Here is a 15,652-nt window from a genome sequence, read left to right as displayed (position 1 = left end):
CCTTTACCGGCCCGGCCAGACGGGCGCGCGCTTCTCCTGGAAGGCGAGCACGCCCTCCTTGCCGTCCTCGCTGTCCAGCGCCTCGGTGAGGGCGGGCAGCCGCATCGCGTGGGCCTCCCGCGCCGACAGGTGCTCGGTGCGCTGCACCATCTGCTTGATGGCGCGCAGCGAGGTGGGGGCGCAGGCGAGGATGTCGGCGACCCAGCGGTCGACGGCCTCGTCCAGCTCCTCGGCCGGTACGACCTCGTTGACCAGTCCCATGCGGTGCAGTTCGGCCGCGGGCACCTTGCGCCCGGTGAGCAGCAGTCCCATGGCCTGAGTGTGCTGCAGCCGGCGGACGAGCCGGAAGACGCCGCCGTCGAGCGGAATCCGGCCGACGCGTGGTTCGGTGAGGCCGAACCTGGCGTTCTCTGCGGCCACGACGATGTCGCAGCCGAGCACCATCTCCATGCCGCCGCCGAGCGCGTAGCCGTTGACCCGGGCGATGACCGGGACGTCGAGGCTGGTGCGCAGGCTCAGGCCGCCGAAGCCGTTGGGGTCGAGGTCGGCCCAGTACTGCAGGCCGGTCTTGCCGACCGCGTCGGCGGACATGTCGGCGCCGACACAGAACGCCCGGTCGCCGTCGCCGGTGACCACGACGACGCGGACCTCTCGGTCGGCCTCGATCTCGGCCCAGATCTCGTTCAGCCGGGCCAGCGTCTTCGCGTCGACGGCGTTGAGCACCTTGGGGCGGCTGATGGTGACCCGGGCGACGTGCCCGTCGCGCTCGTAGCGCACCTCGTCGGTGTACGGGTCGCTCATCGAAGGATGCCCTTCTCGCGCAGCACGGCTATCTGCTGCATGTCGTAGCCGAGTTCGCCGAGGATCTCCTCGCCGTGCTCGCCCAGCTGCGGCGGCACCCGGCGGACGGTGGCCGCGCCCTCGGACAGGTGGATCGGCGCGTTGAGCGCGCGGATGCGGCCCGCGACCGGGTGGTCCATCTCGACGATCATGTTGTTGACCGCGGTCTGTTCGTCGTCCAGCGTCTGCTCCAGACTGCGCACCGGGGCGCAGAGGATGTCCTCCTCCTCCAGGCGCTTGACCCAGTAGTCGGTGGATTTGCCTGCGACCGCCTCGGCGAAGATGCGCTGCAGCTCGGGCCTGTGGGTGAACTGCTTCTCGAGGGTGTCGAACTCGGCGCGCTCGCCCAGGTCCTCGTCGAGCTCCAGGGCGCGGCTGATGTGGTGCAGCGGGTTGGCCTTGAAGCCGCCGACCATGATCAGTGCACCGTCGCTGGTGGGAAGCACGGCGGTGAGCGGCATGGCGGCCCAGTTGATCTCGGATCCGCGGTTGAGCTGCTGGCACGCCTCCTGCATCTGCATGTGGAGCATGGAGTCGTACATCGACACCTCGACCTTCTGCCCTTCGCCCGTCCGGTCGCGATGCAGCAGGGCGAGCAGGATGCCCTGGAGCAGGTGCATACCGGTGGTGTAGTCGCACAGCGTGGTCGGGTAGAGCGTCACGGGGTCGTCGTCGGCGACCCGGCGCCACATCACACCGCTGTACGCCTGGGCGATGGCGTCCTGGCCGCCCTTGTGCGCGTAAGGCCCCGAGGTGCCGAAGCCGGTTCCGGATGCCCAGATGATCCGCGGGCTCAGCTCCCGAAGGGCCTCGTAACCGAGGCCGAGACGCTCCATGACGCCGGCCCGGAAGTTGCTGACCACGACGTCGGCGCCGCGCACCAGCTCCTGGACGGCCTTGAGGCCCTCCTCGGTACGGGTGTCGATGCTGATGCTCCGCTTGTTGCGGTTGATCGACAGGAAGATGGGGTTGTCCAGGCCCGCGGGGTCCGGGATCGAGGTACGGGCGATGTCGCCCGTACCGGGCCGCTCCACCTTGATCACATCTGCGCCGTAGTCGCCGAGCAGCTGCGTGCACGACGGGCCCATGAAGACCTGGGTGAAGTCGACGACGGTGATGCCGCTCAGCGGCTGTACGGTGCTCATGCGCGGGCCTCCACGGTCGCGTCGACGGTAGCGTTCTCGGCGGGGATGTCGCCCGGGTCGGCGCCCTGGTCGCGCATCCGGCTCTGGATCATGGCCGGGTCGACGTCCCGCACCAGGACGCCCTGCTCGACCGCGGTCGCCGCGGCGATACCGGCGGCCTGGCCCATGGCCATGCAGGGCGGAATCTCGCGCGAGATGCGCTGTGCCTCGGGTGTGGCCGAGTAGTGGCGGCCGGCGACCAGCAACTGGTCGACGCCGCGCGGCAGAAGCGAGCGGTACGGCGTGTAGTAGTCACGGCCGCGCGAGACACTGTCGGCGAAGTGGCGACGGGAGGTGACGTCGTCCTTGGTGACGACGTACTCGCCCTGCAGCAGACGGGTCTGGCGGACACCCATCTGCTCGGCGACATCGAGCAGATACGCACTCGCGAAGCCCGGCAGGTCCGACCTGATGTGGTCGAGCACGTTGCCGATACGGCTCCGCGCCTCGAACTCGGCCTCGGTGAGCGACTCCGGGTCGGTGCCGTCGAAGCCGGTCATGTGCGGCGCGTTGCACCACACCACACCGGGTACGGGCGTCTTGAGCCACCACAGCTCCCAGGCGCCGCCGAGCAGCCGCTTGATCTTGCGGTTGATCGCGCGGGCCTCCCGCGGGTTCTCCTGCTCGAAGCGCTCCGCGGCCGCGGTGTCCACGCCGCCGAGCCGGAAGACCAGGGTGACGAGGTAGTTGTCCTTGTCGTACGTGGCGCCGGCCCGGGAGGCCACGTCGATGTCCCCGGTGGTGTCGATGACGACATCCCCCATGACCGCCTGGGGGCCGGACTTGGTCTCGCAGACGACGCCCTTGACCGCCCCGTCCTGGACGATCGGCCGCGAGAACCAGCTGTGCAGCCGGAGGTCGACCCCGCTCTCGCGGACGAGGTCGTTGGACACGCGCTTCCAGCCGTCGGGGTCGAAGGCGACCGCGTAGCAGATCGGCTTGGGGCTGGTGTGGGAGTGGAAGTCGAATGCCCCCCAGCGGCCCCACTTGTTCCACATCTCCTGGGAGGAGACGCGCTCCTCGGCCGGCGGGTAGACCGCGAGTCCCAGCTTGGCCATCCGCTCGACGTACTCGTCGACGATGCCGGTGACCGTGATCTCGTCGCCGTTGATCATGTCGTCCAGGACGAGGACCATGCCGCCGGAGGCGAGTCCGCCGAGCGCCGAGTAGCGCTCCAGCAGTGTCACGCTTGCCCCGCTGCGGGCGGCGGAGACCGCGGCGCTCACACCGGCGGGGCCTCCGCCGACCACGACCACGTCCGAACGCCGGACGACCGGCGCCTCGACGGCGTCAAGTGTGACGGACTGTCCCTGGACGAGTGCGCCGGACGGCGCGGCTGTTGTGGACATGGGGGGACTCCTTTCAGCTTCCGGCGCGAACGGAACCGCGGCGGAAGGCGAGCATGTAGAGCAGAACGCTGAGCAGGCACAGCACGGCGACGTAGACAGGGAACGCCCATCCGGCGCCGGCGTCCTGCAGCCACAGCAGGACGTACGGGGCGGTGCCGCCGAAGCCGGCGACGCCGACTGCGTAGCCGAGACCGACGCCGGTGACGCGGCAGCTGGCCGGCATCAAGGTGGCGGACACCGTGTTGTAGAGGCCCATCGTGAAGGCCAGTACCGGGGCGCCCACCAGCATCACGAGGGCGAAGGTGGTCATCCCCTTGCCCTGGTAGGCGAGGACGACGAACACCAGCGGGACGACGGCGAGGCGGGTGACGACGAAGGTCCGCGAGATCCGCTTCCGGTCGGCGAGCCGGCCGACCAGAGGGTAGAGCGCGCCGACGACCACGCCCGACAGGGTGGTGACCGCGAACACGGTGCTGGGATCCTCCGCGTATGCGGAGCGGGCCAGGTTGGGCAGACCGGTGGTCCAGGTGTAGTTGATCGCCTGGGCGGCTGCGACGACGAAGACGATGGTGAGCAGCGCCAGCTTGTGGTGGGCGACCTCTGCCCACACCTCCCCCGTCTTCCGGGGCTTCCCGGCGGTGGCGGGGTCCGCGGCCTCGGCCGCGGTGTGCAGGGTCTCCGGCAGGGAGCGGCGCAGCCAGAGGAAGAAGAGGCCGCCCAACGCGCCGATCACGAACGGGATGCGCCAGCCCCAGTCACCCATGACCTCGGGGCCGACGGCCTCGCTGGTGAGGAAGCAGACCAGTGACGCCGCGACGATGCCGACCTGGACGTAGATGCTGATGATGCTGCCGAAGCGGGCGGTGCGGCCCTCCGGCGCCATCTCCACGATGTAGGCGGAGTTGAGCGGTGCCTCGATGCCGGTGGACAGCCCTTGCAGGATCCGGCAGGCCAGGAGGATCACGCCTGCCCACACGCCGATGACCGCGTGGGTGGGCAGCACTGCGATGACGGTGGTGGTGAGGACCATCGATCCGATGGACAGCAGCATGACCAGCCGCCTGCCCAGCCGGTCGGCCAGCGTGCCGAACACGATGGCGCCCAGTGGCCGGGCGGCGAACCCCACCGCGAAGACGGCCAGGGCGGACATGGTCGATGAAAGGCCGTCGGTGGACGGGAAGAACTGCGGTCCTATGGAGGACGCGAGCAGGCCGTAGACCATCCAGTCGTACCACTCGACGGCGTTGCCGCCGCCGAGGGCCAGCAGTGCGCGCCGCTGGGAGAGGGGAGTACGGACTGCGGTGGCTGATCTTTCGTGGAGCGATGCCATAGCGGGGGCACCTCGCGGTGAAAGGCGCACGGCTCAGGCCGTGCGGGACCTGCGCCCGGGCCGACGGCCGGGGCGTTGAGGGAGCGGAGTACGGCGGAGGCGGGGCCTACCAGCTGGGCGGGGTGATGACCCAGACGGAAGTGGACGGCTCGTCGCCGGGGTTGGCGTACCAGTGGGGGACGCTCGACGAGTACGTGATCGAGTCACCGGCCTCGAGCCGGTGCCGGACGCCGTCGAGATAGACGTCCTTGACGCCGGAGAGAACGATTCCGAACTCTTCGCCGTTGTGGCGGAACGGGGTGCTGCTGGTGTCATGCCCCGGTTGGGTCTCGACCCAGAGGACCTCGAGCGCGCCGTTCAGCGTAGGGGTGAGCAGCTCGTAGCTGGCGTCGTCGGGTCCATCGGTGCCGTGGAAATCGAGAGTGCGCCGTTCGGCACGCCGCACCACGGGGCTGATCTGTTCGGTCAGGTGGAAGAGCCTGCCGATGGGGATGTCCAGCCCGTGCGCGATCTGGACCAGGGTGGCAAAGGACGGATTGCCCTTGCCTCGTTCGATCTGACTGATGAGTCCGGTACTCACACCGGATCCTCGGCTGAGGTCGTCGAGGGTGTAACCGGCCTGCTTGCGCAGTGCCTTGATCTGGATTCCCACTGTGGCGACGAGCGCGTCCAGATCCGGCTGACCGTCCTGGGGTACGTAGGTTGCGTCACTCACAGCTTCGACCTGCCTCAGTGGCGTGGGGACGGAAGGAGCTTCGCCGTTGAACAGCGAGCGCTCCGGCGGAGCATGTGCGGCCTCGGCGACCCGGGCTTGGTCATATTGAAGAGCTTCACCAGATTGAAAACAACCCCTCAGAGTGAAGAACTTCAACTGAATGAAAGGTGGTCCGTACCGCGTCCGGCGCGGCGGTCGACTGCGAATGATCAGTCCTGGTCAGGACATGCGGAAGCGGCGGGGAACTCCTCCCCGCCGCGGCCGCACTTCTCCGTCCGGTGCTCCCGGCCACCCCCCGAAGGGCATCTGACCGGCCGTCGGTCCGTTCAGGCGAGCACCGGTCCGTCGAAGGTGAGCGTGCCCCCGTCGGCGTCGAGGCGGGCCGGGACGCCGACCGGGAAGGTCTGCATCGGGACGCCGTGGCCGATGTCGGCGCCGGCCAGCACGGGGGCGCCGAGGTCGCCGAGCCGGTCGAGCAGCAGGGCGTCGATCTCGGCCGGGTCACCGCAGCCGGTGAAGGTTCCGCAGAGGATGCCCGCGACCCCGTCGAGGTAGCCGGACCGGCGCAGCTGGGTGAGGATGCGGTCCAGCCGGTACGGCTCCTCGTCGACGTCCTCCAGGAAGAGGATGCCGCCGCGTGCCGGGCGCGAGGTGGGGGTCGCGAGCGAGGAGCAGAGCAGGCTCGCGGTGCCGCCGAGCGTGACGCCCGCGGCCGTGCCGCCCACCAGGGTGCGGGCCGCGGGGAAGGTGAGACGGGTGGCCTCGGCCGGGGTGAAGAGGGTCCTGGCCAGGGAGTCGAAGGCGTACGAACCAGGGGTGAAGTCGTCCGAGACGGGCATCGGTCCGAACAGCGACACCCAGCCCAGGTGCACCGAGACCGCCTCGATGAGCGCGGTGACGTCCGAGTAGCCGACGAGCACACGCGGCGCGGGGGTGCCCAGGGAAGCGAAGTCGACGCCCTCCAGGGTGCGTTGGGCGCCGTAACCGCCCCGAGCCATGAAGACGGCACGGTAGCGGGGGTCGGTGAGAGCGGTGGCGAGGTCGGCGGCGCGGGTGGCGTCGTCGCCTGCGAGATAGTCGAGAGGGACGCCGGCGGCGCGCGCCGAGGGCAGCACGTCGACGATCAGGCCGAGACTCTCCAGGGCCGCGACGCCCTTCTCCAGGTCCTCGGCGCGCGGCGCGCCCGAGGCGGCGGTGACGGCGACCCGGTCACCTGCTCGGAGAGCGGACGGGCGGAGCAGGCCGGTGTTTTCGGGGGAGGTCATGCGGACTCCTCGGGTGCGATGAGGTAGGCGGCGAGCAGAGCGGCACGGTCCAGCAGTGAGGCGACCGAGGCGCGTTCGGACATGGAGTGGGCGCCCGCACCGTCCGGGCCGAGGCCGTCGGCGGTGGGGATGCCGAGCGAGCCGGTGAGATTGGTGTCACCTGCACCGCCCGAGGTGCCGGTGAGCAGATCGGTGCCCCGCTCGGCGGCGAGCGCGGCGAGTCGCGCGGCGAGGGGGTTCGCCGGGTCGCGCTCCCAGGCGGGGCGGTACGACAGCCGGGTGACGGTCACCTTTGCGTCGGGGCGGACCGGAGTGAGGGAGTCGAGAGCGCCGAGTACGGCGGCCTCGGCGGCAGGCGTGGCGAACCGCAGACCGATCTCGGCCGAAGCCGTACCGGCGACGACGTTGGCGCGGGTGCCGCCGCTGATGGTGCCGATGTTGAACTCGGCGGCGGGCGGCGCCGGGACGGCACCCCGTACAACCGCGATCTGGTCGATGAGCTCGTCGATCGCGGAGGTGCCGAGCGAGGCGTCGAGCCCGGCGTGCGCCTCCACGCCCTGGACGTCGATGCGCACCCGGGCCACTCCCCGCCTGCCGGTCTTCAGTGTGCCGCCGGGCAGCGGCGGTTCGAAGCCCAGGGCTGCGAAGGCGCCCTCGGCGTGGGCGGCGATGATGCGGCGGCCGTCCGGGGAGCCGATCTCCTCGTCGTTGACGACGACCAGGCGCACCGGGCGGGACGGGGAGAGGCCCTGTTCGCGAAGTAGGGCGAAGGCCAGCTCGATGGCGACGAGTGAGCCCTTCATGTCGTACACGCCGGGGCCGGTGACGGTGTCGCCGTCCTCGTGGAGCGTGAAGGGGCGCTCGACAGTGGTGCCGACGGGGAGGACGGTGTCGCTGTGGCCGATGAGGAGTATGTGTGCGTCATCGGGGGCCGTGCCCGGCCACTCGCAGACCAGGTGGTCGCCGTGCGGTCCGCTCTCGCGGGTGACCCGGGCTCCGAGAGCCCGATAAGCCTGCTCCAGATCGGCGTTGACGATCCGGAGGAGTTCGGGTTCTCCGGACGGGCTCTCGGCCATGACGAGGGTTTCCAGGCGGGCGAGTGCCCGCTCGCGCAGCTGCTCGGCGTCGAATCGCATCGGCTCAGCCTTCCTTCAGTACGGCGTGCCGCAGCCGGTTCGCCCGGATCAGGGACTCGTCGACATGGACACCGAGGCCCGGGCGGGCGTCGGGCACCGGGACCAGGCCCTCGGTGGCACGGATCGGCGGGGTGACGATGTCCTGGCGGTAGTACTTGTCGGAGCCGGAGACGTCCGAGGGCAGGGTGAAGCCCGGCAGCGAGGCGACGGCGAGGTTGGCCGCGCGCCCGATGCCGAACTCGTGCATCCCCCCGCACCACACCGGGATTCCGGCCTCGCGGCACACGTCGTGCACCGCTACGGACGGTCCGATTCCGCCGAGCCGGGACACCTTGATGTTGACGATGTCGGCGGCGCCCAGGTGCAGAGCGGTGGCCAGTACGGCGGGTGAGGTGATCGACTCGTCGAGACAGACGGGGGTCTCGAGCCGGGCGGCGAGGCCGGCGTGGCCGAGCAGGTCGTCCTCGGCGAAGGGCTGCTCGATCATCAGCAGGCCCTGGTCGTCGAGGGCGGTGAGGGCGGCCAGGTGCTCGGCGGAGTCGGCCCGGTAGCCGGTGTTGGCGTCGACCTGGAGGGCGATACCGGGGAAGGCCGCGCGTACGGCCCGTACCGGCTCGAGGTCCCAGCCCGGGCGGCACTTGAGCTTGATGCGGCGGTAGCCGTCGCCGACATGCCGGGCGACCTGGTCCAGGAGAGCGTCGACGGTCGGCTCGATACCGAGACTGACACCCGCGCTGATCCTCTCGGCGGTGCCGCCGACGAGGTTGGCGAGGGTCTCGCCGCGGGCCTGCCCGTACAGATCCCAGCAGGCCATGTCGAGCCCGGCGCGGGCGAAGTGGTTGCCCGAGAGGCGGGTGGTGAGGGCAGCCGCGTCGTCGGGGTGCTCCCAGGGGCGGCCGAGGACCATGGGGGCGAGGTGCTCGCTCAGGACGTACCAGCAGCTCTCGGTGGATTCGCTGCAGTAGTAGGGGTCGCTGGGCGAGGCGCACTCGCCCCAGCCGACCGTGCCGTCGGATGCGGTCGCTCTGACCACGATGTGGTCGAGGTGCGACTTGCGGTGGGAGCTGGTCTCGAACTCGTGGATCAGGTCCAGCCGTACAAGGGAGAGTTCGATCTCGGTGATGGTGATCGTCATGAGGCGCCCTCCTGGTCGGTGCCGCGCGGAACGAACCGGTAGACCGCGAGGTCGTCGGTGACACGCAGGCAGGAGACCCCGACATGGGTGGCCAGGGCCTCGGTGAAAGTTTCCCTGAGCGAGGTGCGCAGTGCGGCGGCGGCGGGCGCTCCTACGGCGGTGCGGTGCAGATCCCAGCGGGCGGGTACGGCGATCAGCAGGTCGTCGCCCTGGGCCAGACACTCACCGGGTTGCCAGGCCCGGTCGGGGAGCGTGGGCCGGACCGTGGCCGGCCGCGTCAGGTCCCAGTCGAGGAGGAACCGGTCGGTGGGCTCGCCCGCGTCGTCGCCGAAGCCCTCGCCGCCGTACATCGACGGTTTGAGTACGTGGACCCGCCCGCCGAGCACGTCCAGGTTGAAGTGCGCGTTACGGGTCTTCAGGGGGTCGTAGGACCAGCGGATCCGGGTCAGCCCCATGGCCAGGGTCCGCTCGCGCTGCGCGTGCTTGAGGAGCCGGCCCACCCCCTGCCCCTGGAGGTGGCGGGCGACCACGGCGAGCTGCGAGAACTGGAACAGCTCGCCGCCCCCCTCGCGGGCCAGGAAGCTGTATGCGAATCCGACCGGCCGCGCCAGGTCGCCCTCGTACGCGGCGACGACGATGCCTCCGTTGGACTGGAGCGCGGTCAGCAGGCGGGGGTTGAGGCCCCCGTCCGACGGCCGCAGCCCCATCACCTCGGCATACAGGGCGATACAGGCCGCCATGGCGGCAGGACCTTCGACGTCGCGTACGGCGAGTGCGGGTTCAGCGGCCATGGGCGAGATGGCAGGCCGCCTGGGCGGACGCCGGGTCGGCGGTCAGTACGGGCAGCTCGCGTGTGTCGCAGCCGGCGGCGGCCCGTTCGGCGCCCTCCAGTTCCGGCCAGAGCGGGCAGCGCGGGTGGAAGCGGCAGCCGGACGGGATGCGGGTCGGGTCCGGGGGCTCACCCGTCAGTACGGTCGGCCGCTGGTCGCGTCCGGCCTCGGGCAGCACCGAGAGCAGGGCCTTGGTGTACGGGTGCTTGGGGTGCAGCAGCACCTCCTCGACGGTGCCGACCTCGACGATCCGGCCGAGGTACATCACGGCGACCCGGTCGGCGATGTTCCAGGCCAGGCCCAGGTCGTGGCTGACGACGAGGGCGGACAGGCCGAGGCTGTCGCGGAGTTCGAGTATCAGCTTGAGGATCTCGCCGCGCACCGAGGCGTCGAGGGATGCGACCGGCTCGTCGGCGACGATCACCGACGGGTCCAGGGCCAGGGCCCCCGCGATGACGACGCGCTGTTGCTGGCCGCCGGACATCTCGTGCGGGAAGCGGTGCAGGAACCGCTCCGGAGGACGCAGCCCGGCACGCGAAAGAGCCGTGTGCACACGGCTGTTGAGCTCCTCCGTCGTACCGTGCAGCCGGGGCCCCTCAGCGACGGCGTCGTAGACGTTCTGCCGCGGGTTGAGGGCGCCGCCCGGGTCCTGGAGCACCAGCTGGGCATGGCGGCGGTACTCCTTGAGCGCCCGGGCGGAGTAGGTGAGGGGCTTGCCCTGATAGCGGATCTCACCGCTGGTGGGCTTGATCAGGCCGACGAGCGCGCGGGCGAGGGTGGACTTGCCACACCCCGACTCGCCGATCAGGGCGACGATCTCGCCCTGGCCGACGGTCAGGTTGGCTCCGTCCACGGCGCGGGCGGGCCCACGGCCCGCGCGCGCCGGGTAGGTGATGCGGAGGTCGCTGACCTCCAGGGCCGGGGCGGTGGTGCTCATGCCTGGCTCCCTTCGGTTACGGGGGTGTGGGCGTCCAGAACGCGCAGACAGGCGGCGCTGCGCCGATCGCCCGCGGGCCACAGCTCGACGGCCTTCGTGCGGCAGGCGTCGACGGCGTGCACACAGCGCGGGACGAAGGCGCAGCCCGCGCCGAGCGCCGCGACGTCCGGCGGGTCGCCGGGCAGTCCGGAGGGCGCGAACCGGGACGCGGGGTCGCCGATGGTGGGGAACGCCCTGGCCAGTGCGTCGGTGTACGGGTGCCGGGGAGCTTCGATGACCTGCTGCGAAGGTCCGGTCTCGACGATCTCGCCGGCGTACATCACGGCGAGCCGGCCGCACATCTCGGAGAGCACCGAGAGGTCGTGGCTGATCATGATGACGCCGACGCCGGAGTTCCGTACCAGCTCGGTGAAGAGCTCCATGATCTGCGCCTGCACCATCACATCGAGGGCGGTGGTGGGCTCGTCGGCGATGATCAGGTCGGGGCGGCAGGCGAGCGCCATGGCGATCATGATGCGCTGGCGCTGGCCGCCGGAGAACTCGTGCGGGTAACTGCCCATCCGCTGCGGCGATATGCCGACGCTGTCGAGCAGTTCGGCGGCGCGTCCGCGGGCGGTGCGCGGGGACACCTTCTCGTGGAGCAGGATCGGCTCGCAGATCTGCTCGCCGATGGGGCGCACCGGGTTGAGGGCGCTCATGGCGCCCTGGAAGACCACGGACGCGCCGTTCCAGCGCACGGTGCGCAGTGCGGACCACTTGGCGGTGAGCAGGTCCTCGCCTTCGTACAGCACCTGTCCGGTGACCTTGGCGCTCTTGGGCAGCAGCCGCAGCAGGCTGAGCACCATGGTGGACTTGCCGGAGCCGGACTCGCCGGCCACGCCGAGGGTCTCACCCCGGTCCAGGGTGAAGCTGACACCGCGCACGGCGGGGATGAGGCTGTCGCCGTCGCGGTAGGTGACGGAGAGGTCGCGTACGTCGAGCAGGGTCATGGTCAGCCCACCATCCGCGGGTTGAGGACGTGTTCCACGGCACGCCCGGTGAGGGTGAAGCCGAGGACGACGAGAAGGATCGCGATACCGGGCGTGCCGACGTACCACCAGGCACCGGAGGTCATGGCGCCCTGGTAGAAGGCGGCATTGAGCATGGAACCCCAGGAGACCCCGGTCGGGTCGCCGAGACCGAGGAAGGTCAGGGTGGCCTCGGAGAGGATCGCCGAGGCCACGGTGAGGGTGGCGGAGACCAGGATCAACGGGGCCACGTTCGGGAGTACATGACGGACCATCACCTGGCGGTTGCCCGCGCCGAGGACCTTGGCGCGCTCGATGAACGGGCGTGCCTCCACGGCGAGGGTCTGGGCACGGACCAGGCGGGCGGTGGACGTCCAGGAGGTCACCGCGATGGCGATGGTGATGGACGCCGTGCCCTGCCCCAGGACCGCGGCGAGGGAGATGGCCAGCGGCAGGCTGGGCAGCGCGATGAACCAGTCGGTGACATGCATCAGGGCCTTGCCGAGCTTGCCCGGGTAGTGGCCTGCGAGCAGTCCGATCGTGGAGCCGAGCACCATGGTGAGCACGGTCGCGATGACGCCGATGGACAGCGAGGAGCGCGAACCCCAGATCAGCAGGTCCACCACGGAGCGGCCGGCCTGGTCGGTGCCGAGGAGGTAGCCGGAGCCGGGCGCGGAGAGCAGCGGGCCGTCGACCTTGGTGACGTCGAGCTGCTCGGGGCCTATGAAGAGCGGGGCGCAGAGCGCGAGGATCGTGGCGACGAGCAGGATGCCCAGGCCGACGAGACCGGACGGGCGCTTGGCGTAGGCGCGCGCGAAGCGGCCGACGGAGGCCAGCCGGGGAGGCGAACCGGCCGGGGATGCCGCGGCGGTGATGTCAGTGGTGTCGGAAATCGTCATCGCACACGCACCCGGGGGTCGAGGAAGCGGTAGAGCACGTCGGCGAGGAGGTTCATCAGGATCACACTGGCGCTGAAGATGATGAACGTGCCCTGCAGTACGGGGATGTCGGGCACCTTGAGTGCCTCGATGGTCAGCGAGCCGAGACCCGGCCAGCTGAAGACGGTCTCGACCGTGATCGCACCGCCGACCATCGTGCCCAGGTGAAGAAAGATCACGGTGACCGAGGGAAGCAACGCGTTGGGCACGGCGTGCTTGCGGCGAACGGCGTCGTCGACAAGCCCCTTGGCCCGGGCGGTCAGGAGATAGGGACTGCCCAGCTCATCGATGATCGACGAGCGCATGATCGACACGTACTGGGCGAAGACCACGAGCACCATCGTCAGACACGGCAGCACCATGTGGCGGGCCACGTCGAGAACATGGCCGAAGCCGGTGGCGCCGAGCGACGGGTCGGACATACCGCCGGAGGGGAACAGATCGAGGCCGACGCTGAGCCAGATCAGCAGGATCATGCCCAGCCAGTAGGTGGGGACCGACCAGAAGGTCAGCGCCGCCGAGGAAGTGATCTTGTCGAAGAGGCTGCCGTGCCGCCACCCGCTGCGCACCCCCAGCCACAGGCCGACCACCACGGATATCGCGGTGGCCGTGCCCATCAGGAGCAGGGTGGGGCCGACGCGTTCGCCGATGAGGGAGGAGACGGACTGCTGGTACTGCCAGGAACGGCCCAGATCCAGGTGGACGATGTCGTTCACGAAGTGCAGGAACCGCTCCCACACCGGCTGGTCCAGGCCCAGTGTCTGGCGCAGATGGGCCATCTGCGCATCGCTGGTGGGCCGGCCGCGGGTCATCGTCTGGACCGGGTCCGAGGGCATCAGCTGGAAGATCACGAAGCCGATGCCCAGGACGATGACGAAGCTGACGGCGGCTGCGGCGAGCTTGGTGCCCAGGAAGCGGAGGAAGTCTGCCCGCCCCGAGCCCGGGCGGGAGGCGGCGTCGGCCGCGTCGCTCCCGGGCACGGGGCCGACGGCGCTCGCGCTGTCGGACGTATCGGACGTAATGGTCATGAGTTCTCGATCTGCTCGGTCTGGTGGACCCCGCGCACCCGGTGCTGCGCCCGGGTGCGCGGGGCGGGCGAGTTGGTTACTCCCGCTCGTCGGCCGACGAGCGGCGCTTGATGCCGAAGGCGAGGCCCGCCACGACGAGCACGCCGATTCCGATGCCGGTCCACAGAGTGGTGGAGCCCGACGAGGCTTCCTTCACGGAAGCGACCGGGGTCGCGCTGCGGAACTGGCCGAAGGTGTACTGCATCGGGTAGACGCCCGCCGAGTCCGCCTTGCCGACCGCGAGGTTCTTCACGGTGCGGGCGTTCGTCGCGCTCAGGCCCGTGGCGTAGTACAGGATGACGTTGTTGTCGGCCTTGTAGAGGATGTCCTGCATCTTGCCGACGGTCGCCGCGCGCTGCGCCGGGTCGAACTCGGTGACCTGCTGCTTGAAGAGCTTGTCGAACTCCTTGTCGCAGTGGAAGGAGTCCGTGGAGCCGTTCGTGCCGTCGTCCAGCGGCAGGGCGTCGCAGTTCTGGATGGAGAGCAGGTACGTCGGGTCGGGGCCGGTGCCCCAGCCGTCCATCAGCAGGTCCCAGTCGCCCTTGGCGAGATCGTCGTTGAGCTTGGTGGAGCTCAGCGGCTCGGCGGTCAGCTCGACACCGATCTGCTTCATCCATCCCGTGAGGTAGGTGGCGATCTGGGTGTCGGTGGCGGCGTCGGAGTGGGTGCCCAGGCGCAGCTTCAACGGCTTCTTCGTCTTGGGCGAGACACGGATACCGTCCTTGCCCTTGGCGTAACCGGCCGCATCCAGCAGGGAGTTGGCCTTCGCGATGTCGTACGACTGCTCCTCGCCCGGGGCGGGCTTCCACGCCCACTGCTTCCAGGTGGGCGGGATGTAGCCGGAGCCGACCTGGCCCAGGCCGTCGAGCACCTTGTCGACGAGGGTCTGCTTGTCGGTCGCCAGCGCGAGGGCGCGGCGCACGGCGGCGTCGGCGAGGGCCGGGTTCCCGGTGCCGATCTTCTTGCCGGAGCGGGTACGGGCACCGGAGTTGATCGCGACGCTCATCCAGCGGCGGCCGGCGTTCTGGAAAGCGGCGGTCCGCTTGTCGCTCTGCAGCGCCTTGAACTGGGTGGAATTCAGATCGGACACGTAGTCGAGCTGGCCGCTGCGCAGTGCGGCGACAGCGCCGTCGACGGCCTTGTACCGCTGCTGGACCAGGTGGTCGAACTTGGGGGCGCCGAGGACGAAGTCCTTGTTGGCGTCGTACTTGACGTACTGCTCGGGCTTGTAGGCCGTGAGCGTCCAGGGACCGTAACCGACGATGTCGCCGGAGTCGTTCTTGAAGTCCTTGAGGTCCGTGACGTGCTTTTCCCAGACGTGCTTGGGGACGATCGGCACACCGCTGTAGGGGATGGACACGAACGGGGTGTTCGCCTGGGGCTTCTTGGTCTTGATGACCAGCGTCGTGGCGTCGGGCGCGGTGACCGAGGCGAAGTTCTCGACGAGTGAGCCGTTGGCAGTGCCTGCCACCTCGTTCGTACGGATCAGATCGAGGGTCCAGGCGGCGTCCTCGGCGGTGATCGGCCGACCGTCCGACCACTTCAGTCCCTTGCGGAGGGTGAAGGTCCAGGTGAGCTTGTCGGCCGACGGCGTCCACTTGGTCGCCAGGTACGGCGCGGGGGTTCCGTCGGTGTTCAGGGAGTTCAGCGAGGGGTAGACGGCGCTGAAGACGTCCAGCGAGCCGGCGAAGTACGCCAGGAACGGGTTCAGCGAGTCGATGCCGTTGCCGGTCATCGCGGCGCGCAGGGTGGTGCCCTTGGTGTCGGCGGCGGCCCCGGGGGCCAGGGCGACCGAGCCGAGGGCGAGAGCACCGGTGAGGGCTGCGGCGGCCAGTGCGGTGGCGCGTCGGCCTATCGCGCTGCGGACCATTGTGTGTGTCATTTCGTGCCAATCCAGGAGCGTGGGCAGGACGCGGACC

14 protein-coding genes are annotated in these 15,652 nt (G+C 70.0%); all 14 read right to left on the bottom strand.

Features of this window, described 5'->3' with window-relative positions; translation table 11 throughout:
• Window positions 1-3: 3 nt before the first annotated feature.
• The gene (locus OHB49_RS36900) at window positions 4-801 is read right to left on the bottom strand and encodes an enoyl-CoA hydratase-related protein (protein WP_329165234.1); all 798 of its coding nucleotides are present in this window, start codon (window positions 799-801) and stop codon (window positions 4-6) included.
• Window positions 798-1,985, bottom strand: coding sequence for a CaiB/BaiF CoA transferase family protein (locus tag OHB49_RS36895; RefSeq protein ID WP_030975890.1), 1,188 nt, complete (start codon window positions 1,983-1,985; stop codon window positions 798-800). The genes OHB49_RS36900 and OHB49_RS36895 overlap by 4 nt, the downstream gene beginning before the upstream one ends.
• Window positions 1,982-3,373 (bottom strand): FAD-dependent oxidoreductase, encoded by a 1,392-nt coding sequence (locus tag OHB49_RS36890; protein ID WP_329165231.1) that lies wholly within the window; start codon window positions 3,371-3,373, stop codon window positions 1,982-1,984. Before OHB49_RS36890 ends, OHB49_RS36895 begins: the two co-directional genes overlap by 4 nt.
• A gap of 13 nt (window positions 3,374-3,386) precedes the next feature.
• The gene (locus OHB49_RS36885) at window positions 3,387-4,703 is read right to left on the bottom strand and encodes an MFS transporter (protein ID WP_030975886.1); all 1,317 of its coding nucleotides are present in this window, start codon (window positions 4,701-4,703) and stop codon (window positions 3,387-3,389) included.
• A gap of 106 nt (window positions 4,704-4,809) precedes the next feature.
• Entirely contained in the window at window positions 4,810-5,418 is a 609-nt protein-coding gene (locus OHB49_RS36880) for a helix-turn-helix domain-containing protein (RefSeq protein WP_052189904.1), read from the bottom strand.
• Between the two features lie 326 nt (window positions 5,419-5,744).
• The gene (locus tag OHB49_RS36875; RefSeq protein ID WP_329165228.1) at window positions 5,745-6,683 is read right to left on the bottom strand and encodes a S66 peptidase family protein; all 939 of its coding nucleotides are present in this window, start codon (window positions 6,681-6,683) and stop codon (window positions 5,745-5,747) included.
• Window positions 6,680-7,819, bottom strand: coding sequence for a M20/M25/M40 family metallo-hydrolase (locus OHB49_RS36870; protein ID WP_329165226.1), 1,140 nt, complete (start codon window positions 7,817-7,819; stop codon window positions 6,680-6,682). Before OHB49_RS36870 ends, OHB49_RS36875 begins: the two co-directional genes overlap by 4 nt.
• Before the next feature lie 4 nt (window positions 7,820-7,823).
• On the bottom strand, window positions 7,824-8,954 hold the full coding sequence (gene menC / locus OHB49_RS36865) for an o-succinylbenzoate synthase (protein WP_329165224.1): 1,131 nt from the start codon (window positions 8,952-8,954) through the stop codon (window positions 7,824-7,826).
• Window positions 8,951-9,745, bottom strand: coding sequence for a hypothetical protein (locus tag OHB49_RS36860; RefSeq protein WP_329165223.1), 795 nt, complete (start codon window positions 9,743-9,745; stop codon window positions 8,951-8,953). Before OHB49_RS36860 ends, menC begins: the two co-directional genes overlap by 4 nt.
• Window positions 9,735-10,721, bottom strand: coding sequence for an ABC transporter ATP-binding protein (locus OHB49_RS36855; RefSeq protein ID WP_329165221.1), 987 nt, complete (start codon window positions 10,719-10,721; stop codon window positions 9,735-9,737). The genes OHB49_RS36860 and OHB49_RS36855 overlap by 11 nt, the downstream gene beginning before the upstream one ends.
• Window positions 10,718-11,710 (bottom strand): ABC transporter ATP-binding protein, encoded by a 993-nt coding sequence (locus OHB49_RS36850; protein ID WP_030975872.1) that lies wholly within the window; start codon window positions 11,708-11,710, stop codon window positions 10,718-10,720. Before OHB49_RS36850 ends, OHB49_RS36855 begins: the two co-directional genes overlap by 4 nt.
• A 2-nt stretch (window positions 11,711-11,712) precedes the next feature.
• A complete protein-coding gene (locus tag OHB49_RS36845) occupies window positions 11,713-12,627 on the bottom strand; it encodes an ABC transporter permease (protein WP_329165220.1) in 915 nt (304 codons plus the stop codon).
• On the bottom strand, window positions 12,624-13,694 hold the full coding sequence (locus OHB49_RS36840) for an ABC transporter permease (protein ID WP_267006696.1): 1,071 nt from the start codon (window positions 13,692-13,694) through the stop codon (window positions 12,624-12,626). The genes OHB49_RS36845 and OHB49_RS36840 overlap by 4 nt, the downstream gene beginning before the upstream one ends.
• Window positions 13,695-13,770: 76 nt before the next feature.
• Window positions 13,771-15,615, bottom strand: a complete 1,845-nt coding sequence (locus tag OHB49_RS36835; RefSeq protein ID WP_329165219.1) for an ABC transporter substrate-binding protein — start codon at window positions 15,613-15,615, stop codon at window positions 13,771-13,773.
• Window positions 15,616-15,652: the final 37 nt, after the last annotated feature.

It is taken from the genome of Streptomyces sp. NBC_01717, from assembly GCF_036248255.1.
Classification (GTDB): Bacteria; Actinomycetota; Actinomycetes; order Streptomycetales; family Streptomycetaceae; genus Streptomyces.
Note: the sequence above shows the minus strand (reverse complement) of the source record. Positions and strands in the feature narration are given on the sequence as shown.

What these genes read in the sequence shown, in the direction of transcription:
- OHB49_RS36900 (WP_329165234.1), bottom strand. Translation starts at nt 801, where the DNA reads ATGAGCGACCCGTACACCGACGAGGTGCGCTACGAGCGCGACGGGCAC.
- OHB49_RS36895 (WP_030975890.1), bottom strand. Translation starts at nt 1,985, where the DNA reads ATGAGCACCGTACAGCCGCTGAGCGGCATCACCGTCGTCGACTTCACC.
- OHB49_RS36890 (WP_329165231.1), bottom strand. Translation starts at nt 3,373, where the DNA reads ATGTCCACAACAGCCGCGCCGTCCGGCGCACTCGTCCAGGGACAGTCC.
- OHB49_RS36885 (WP_030975886.1), bottom strand. Translation starts at nt 4,703, where the DNA reads ATGGCATCGCTCCACGAAAGATCAGCCACCGCAGTCCGTACTCCCCTC.
- OHB49_RS36875 (WP_329165228.1), bottom strand. Translation starts at nt 6,683, where the DNA reads ATGACCTCCCCCGAAAACACCGGCCTGCTCCGCCCGTCCGCTCTCCGA.
- OHB49_RS36870 (WP_329165226.1), bottom strand. Translation starts at nt 7,819, where the DNA reads ATGCGATTCGACGCCGAGCAGCTGCGCGAGCGGGCACTCGCCCGCCTG.
- menC (WP_329165224.1), bottom strand. Translation starts at nt 8,954, where the DNA reads ATGACGATCACCATCACCGAGATCGAACTCTCCCTTGTACGGCTGGAC.
- OHB49_RS36860 (WP_329165223.1), bottom strand. Translation starts at nt 9,745, where the DNA reads ATGGCCGCTGAACCCGCACTCGCCGTACGCGACGTCGAAGGTCCTGCC.
- OHB49_RS36855 (WP_329165221.1), bottom strand. Translation starts at nt 10,721, where the DNA reads ATGAGCACCACCGCCCCGGCCCTGGAGGTCAGCGACCTCCGCATCACC.
- OHB49_RS36850 (WP_030975872.1), bottom strand. Translation starts at nt 11,710, where the DNA reads ATGACCCTGCTCGACGTACGCGACCTCTCCGTCACCTACCGCGACGGC.
- OHB49_RS36845 (WP_329165220.1), bottom strand. Translation starts at nt 12,627, where the DNA reads ATGACGATTTCCGACACCACTGACATCACCGCCGCGGCATCCCCGGCC.
- OHB49_RS36840 (WP_267006696.1), bottom strand. Translation starts at nt 13,694, where the DNA reads ATGACCATTACGTCCGATACGTCCGACAGCGCGAGCGCCGTCGGCCCC.
- OHB49_RS36835 (WP_329165219.1), bottom strand. Translation starts at nt 15,615, where the DNA reads ATGACACACACAATGGTCCGCAGCGCGATAGGCCGACGCGCCACCGCA.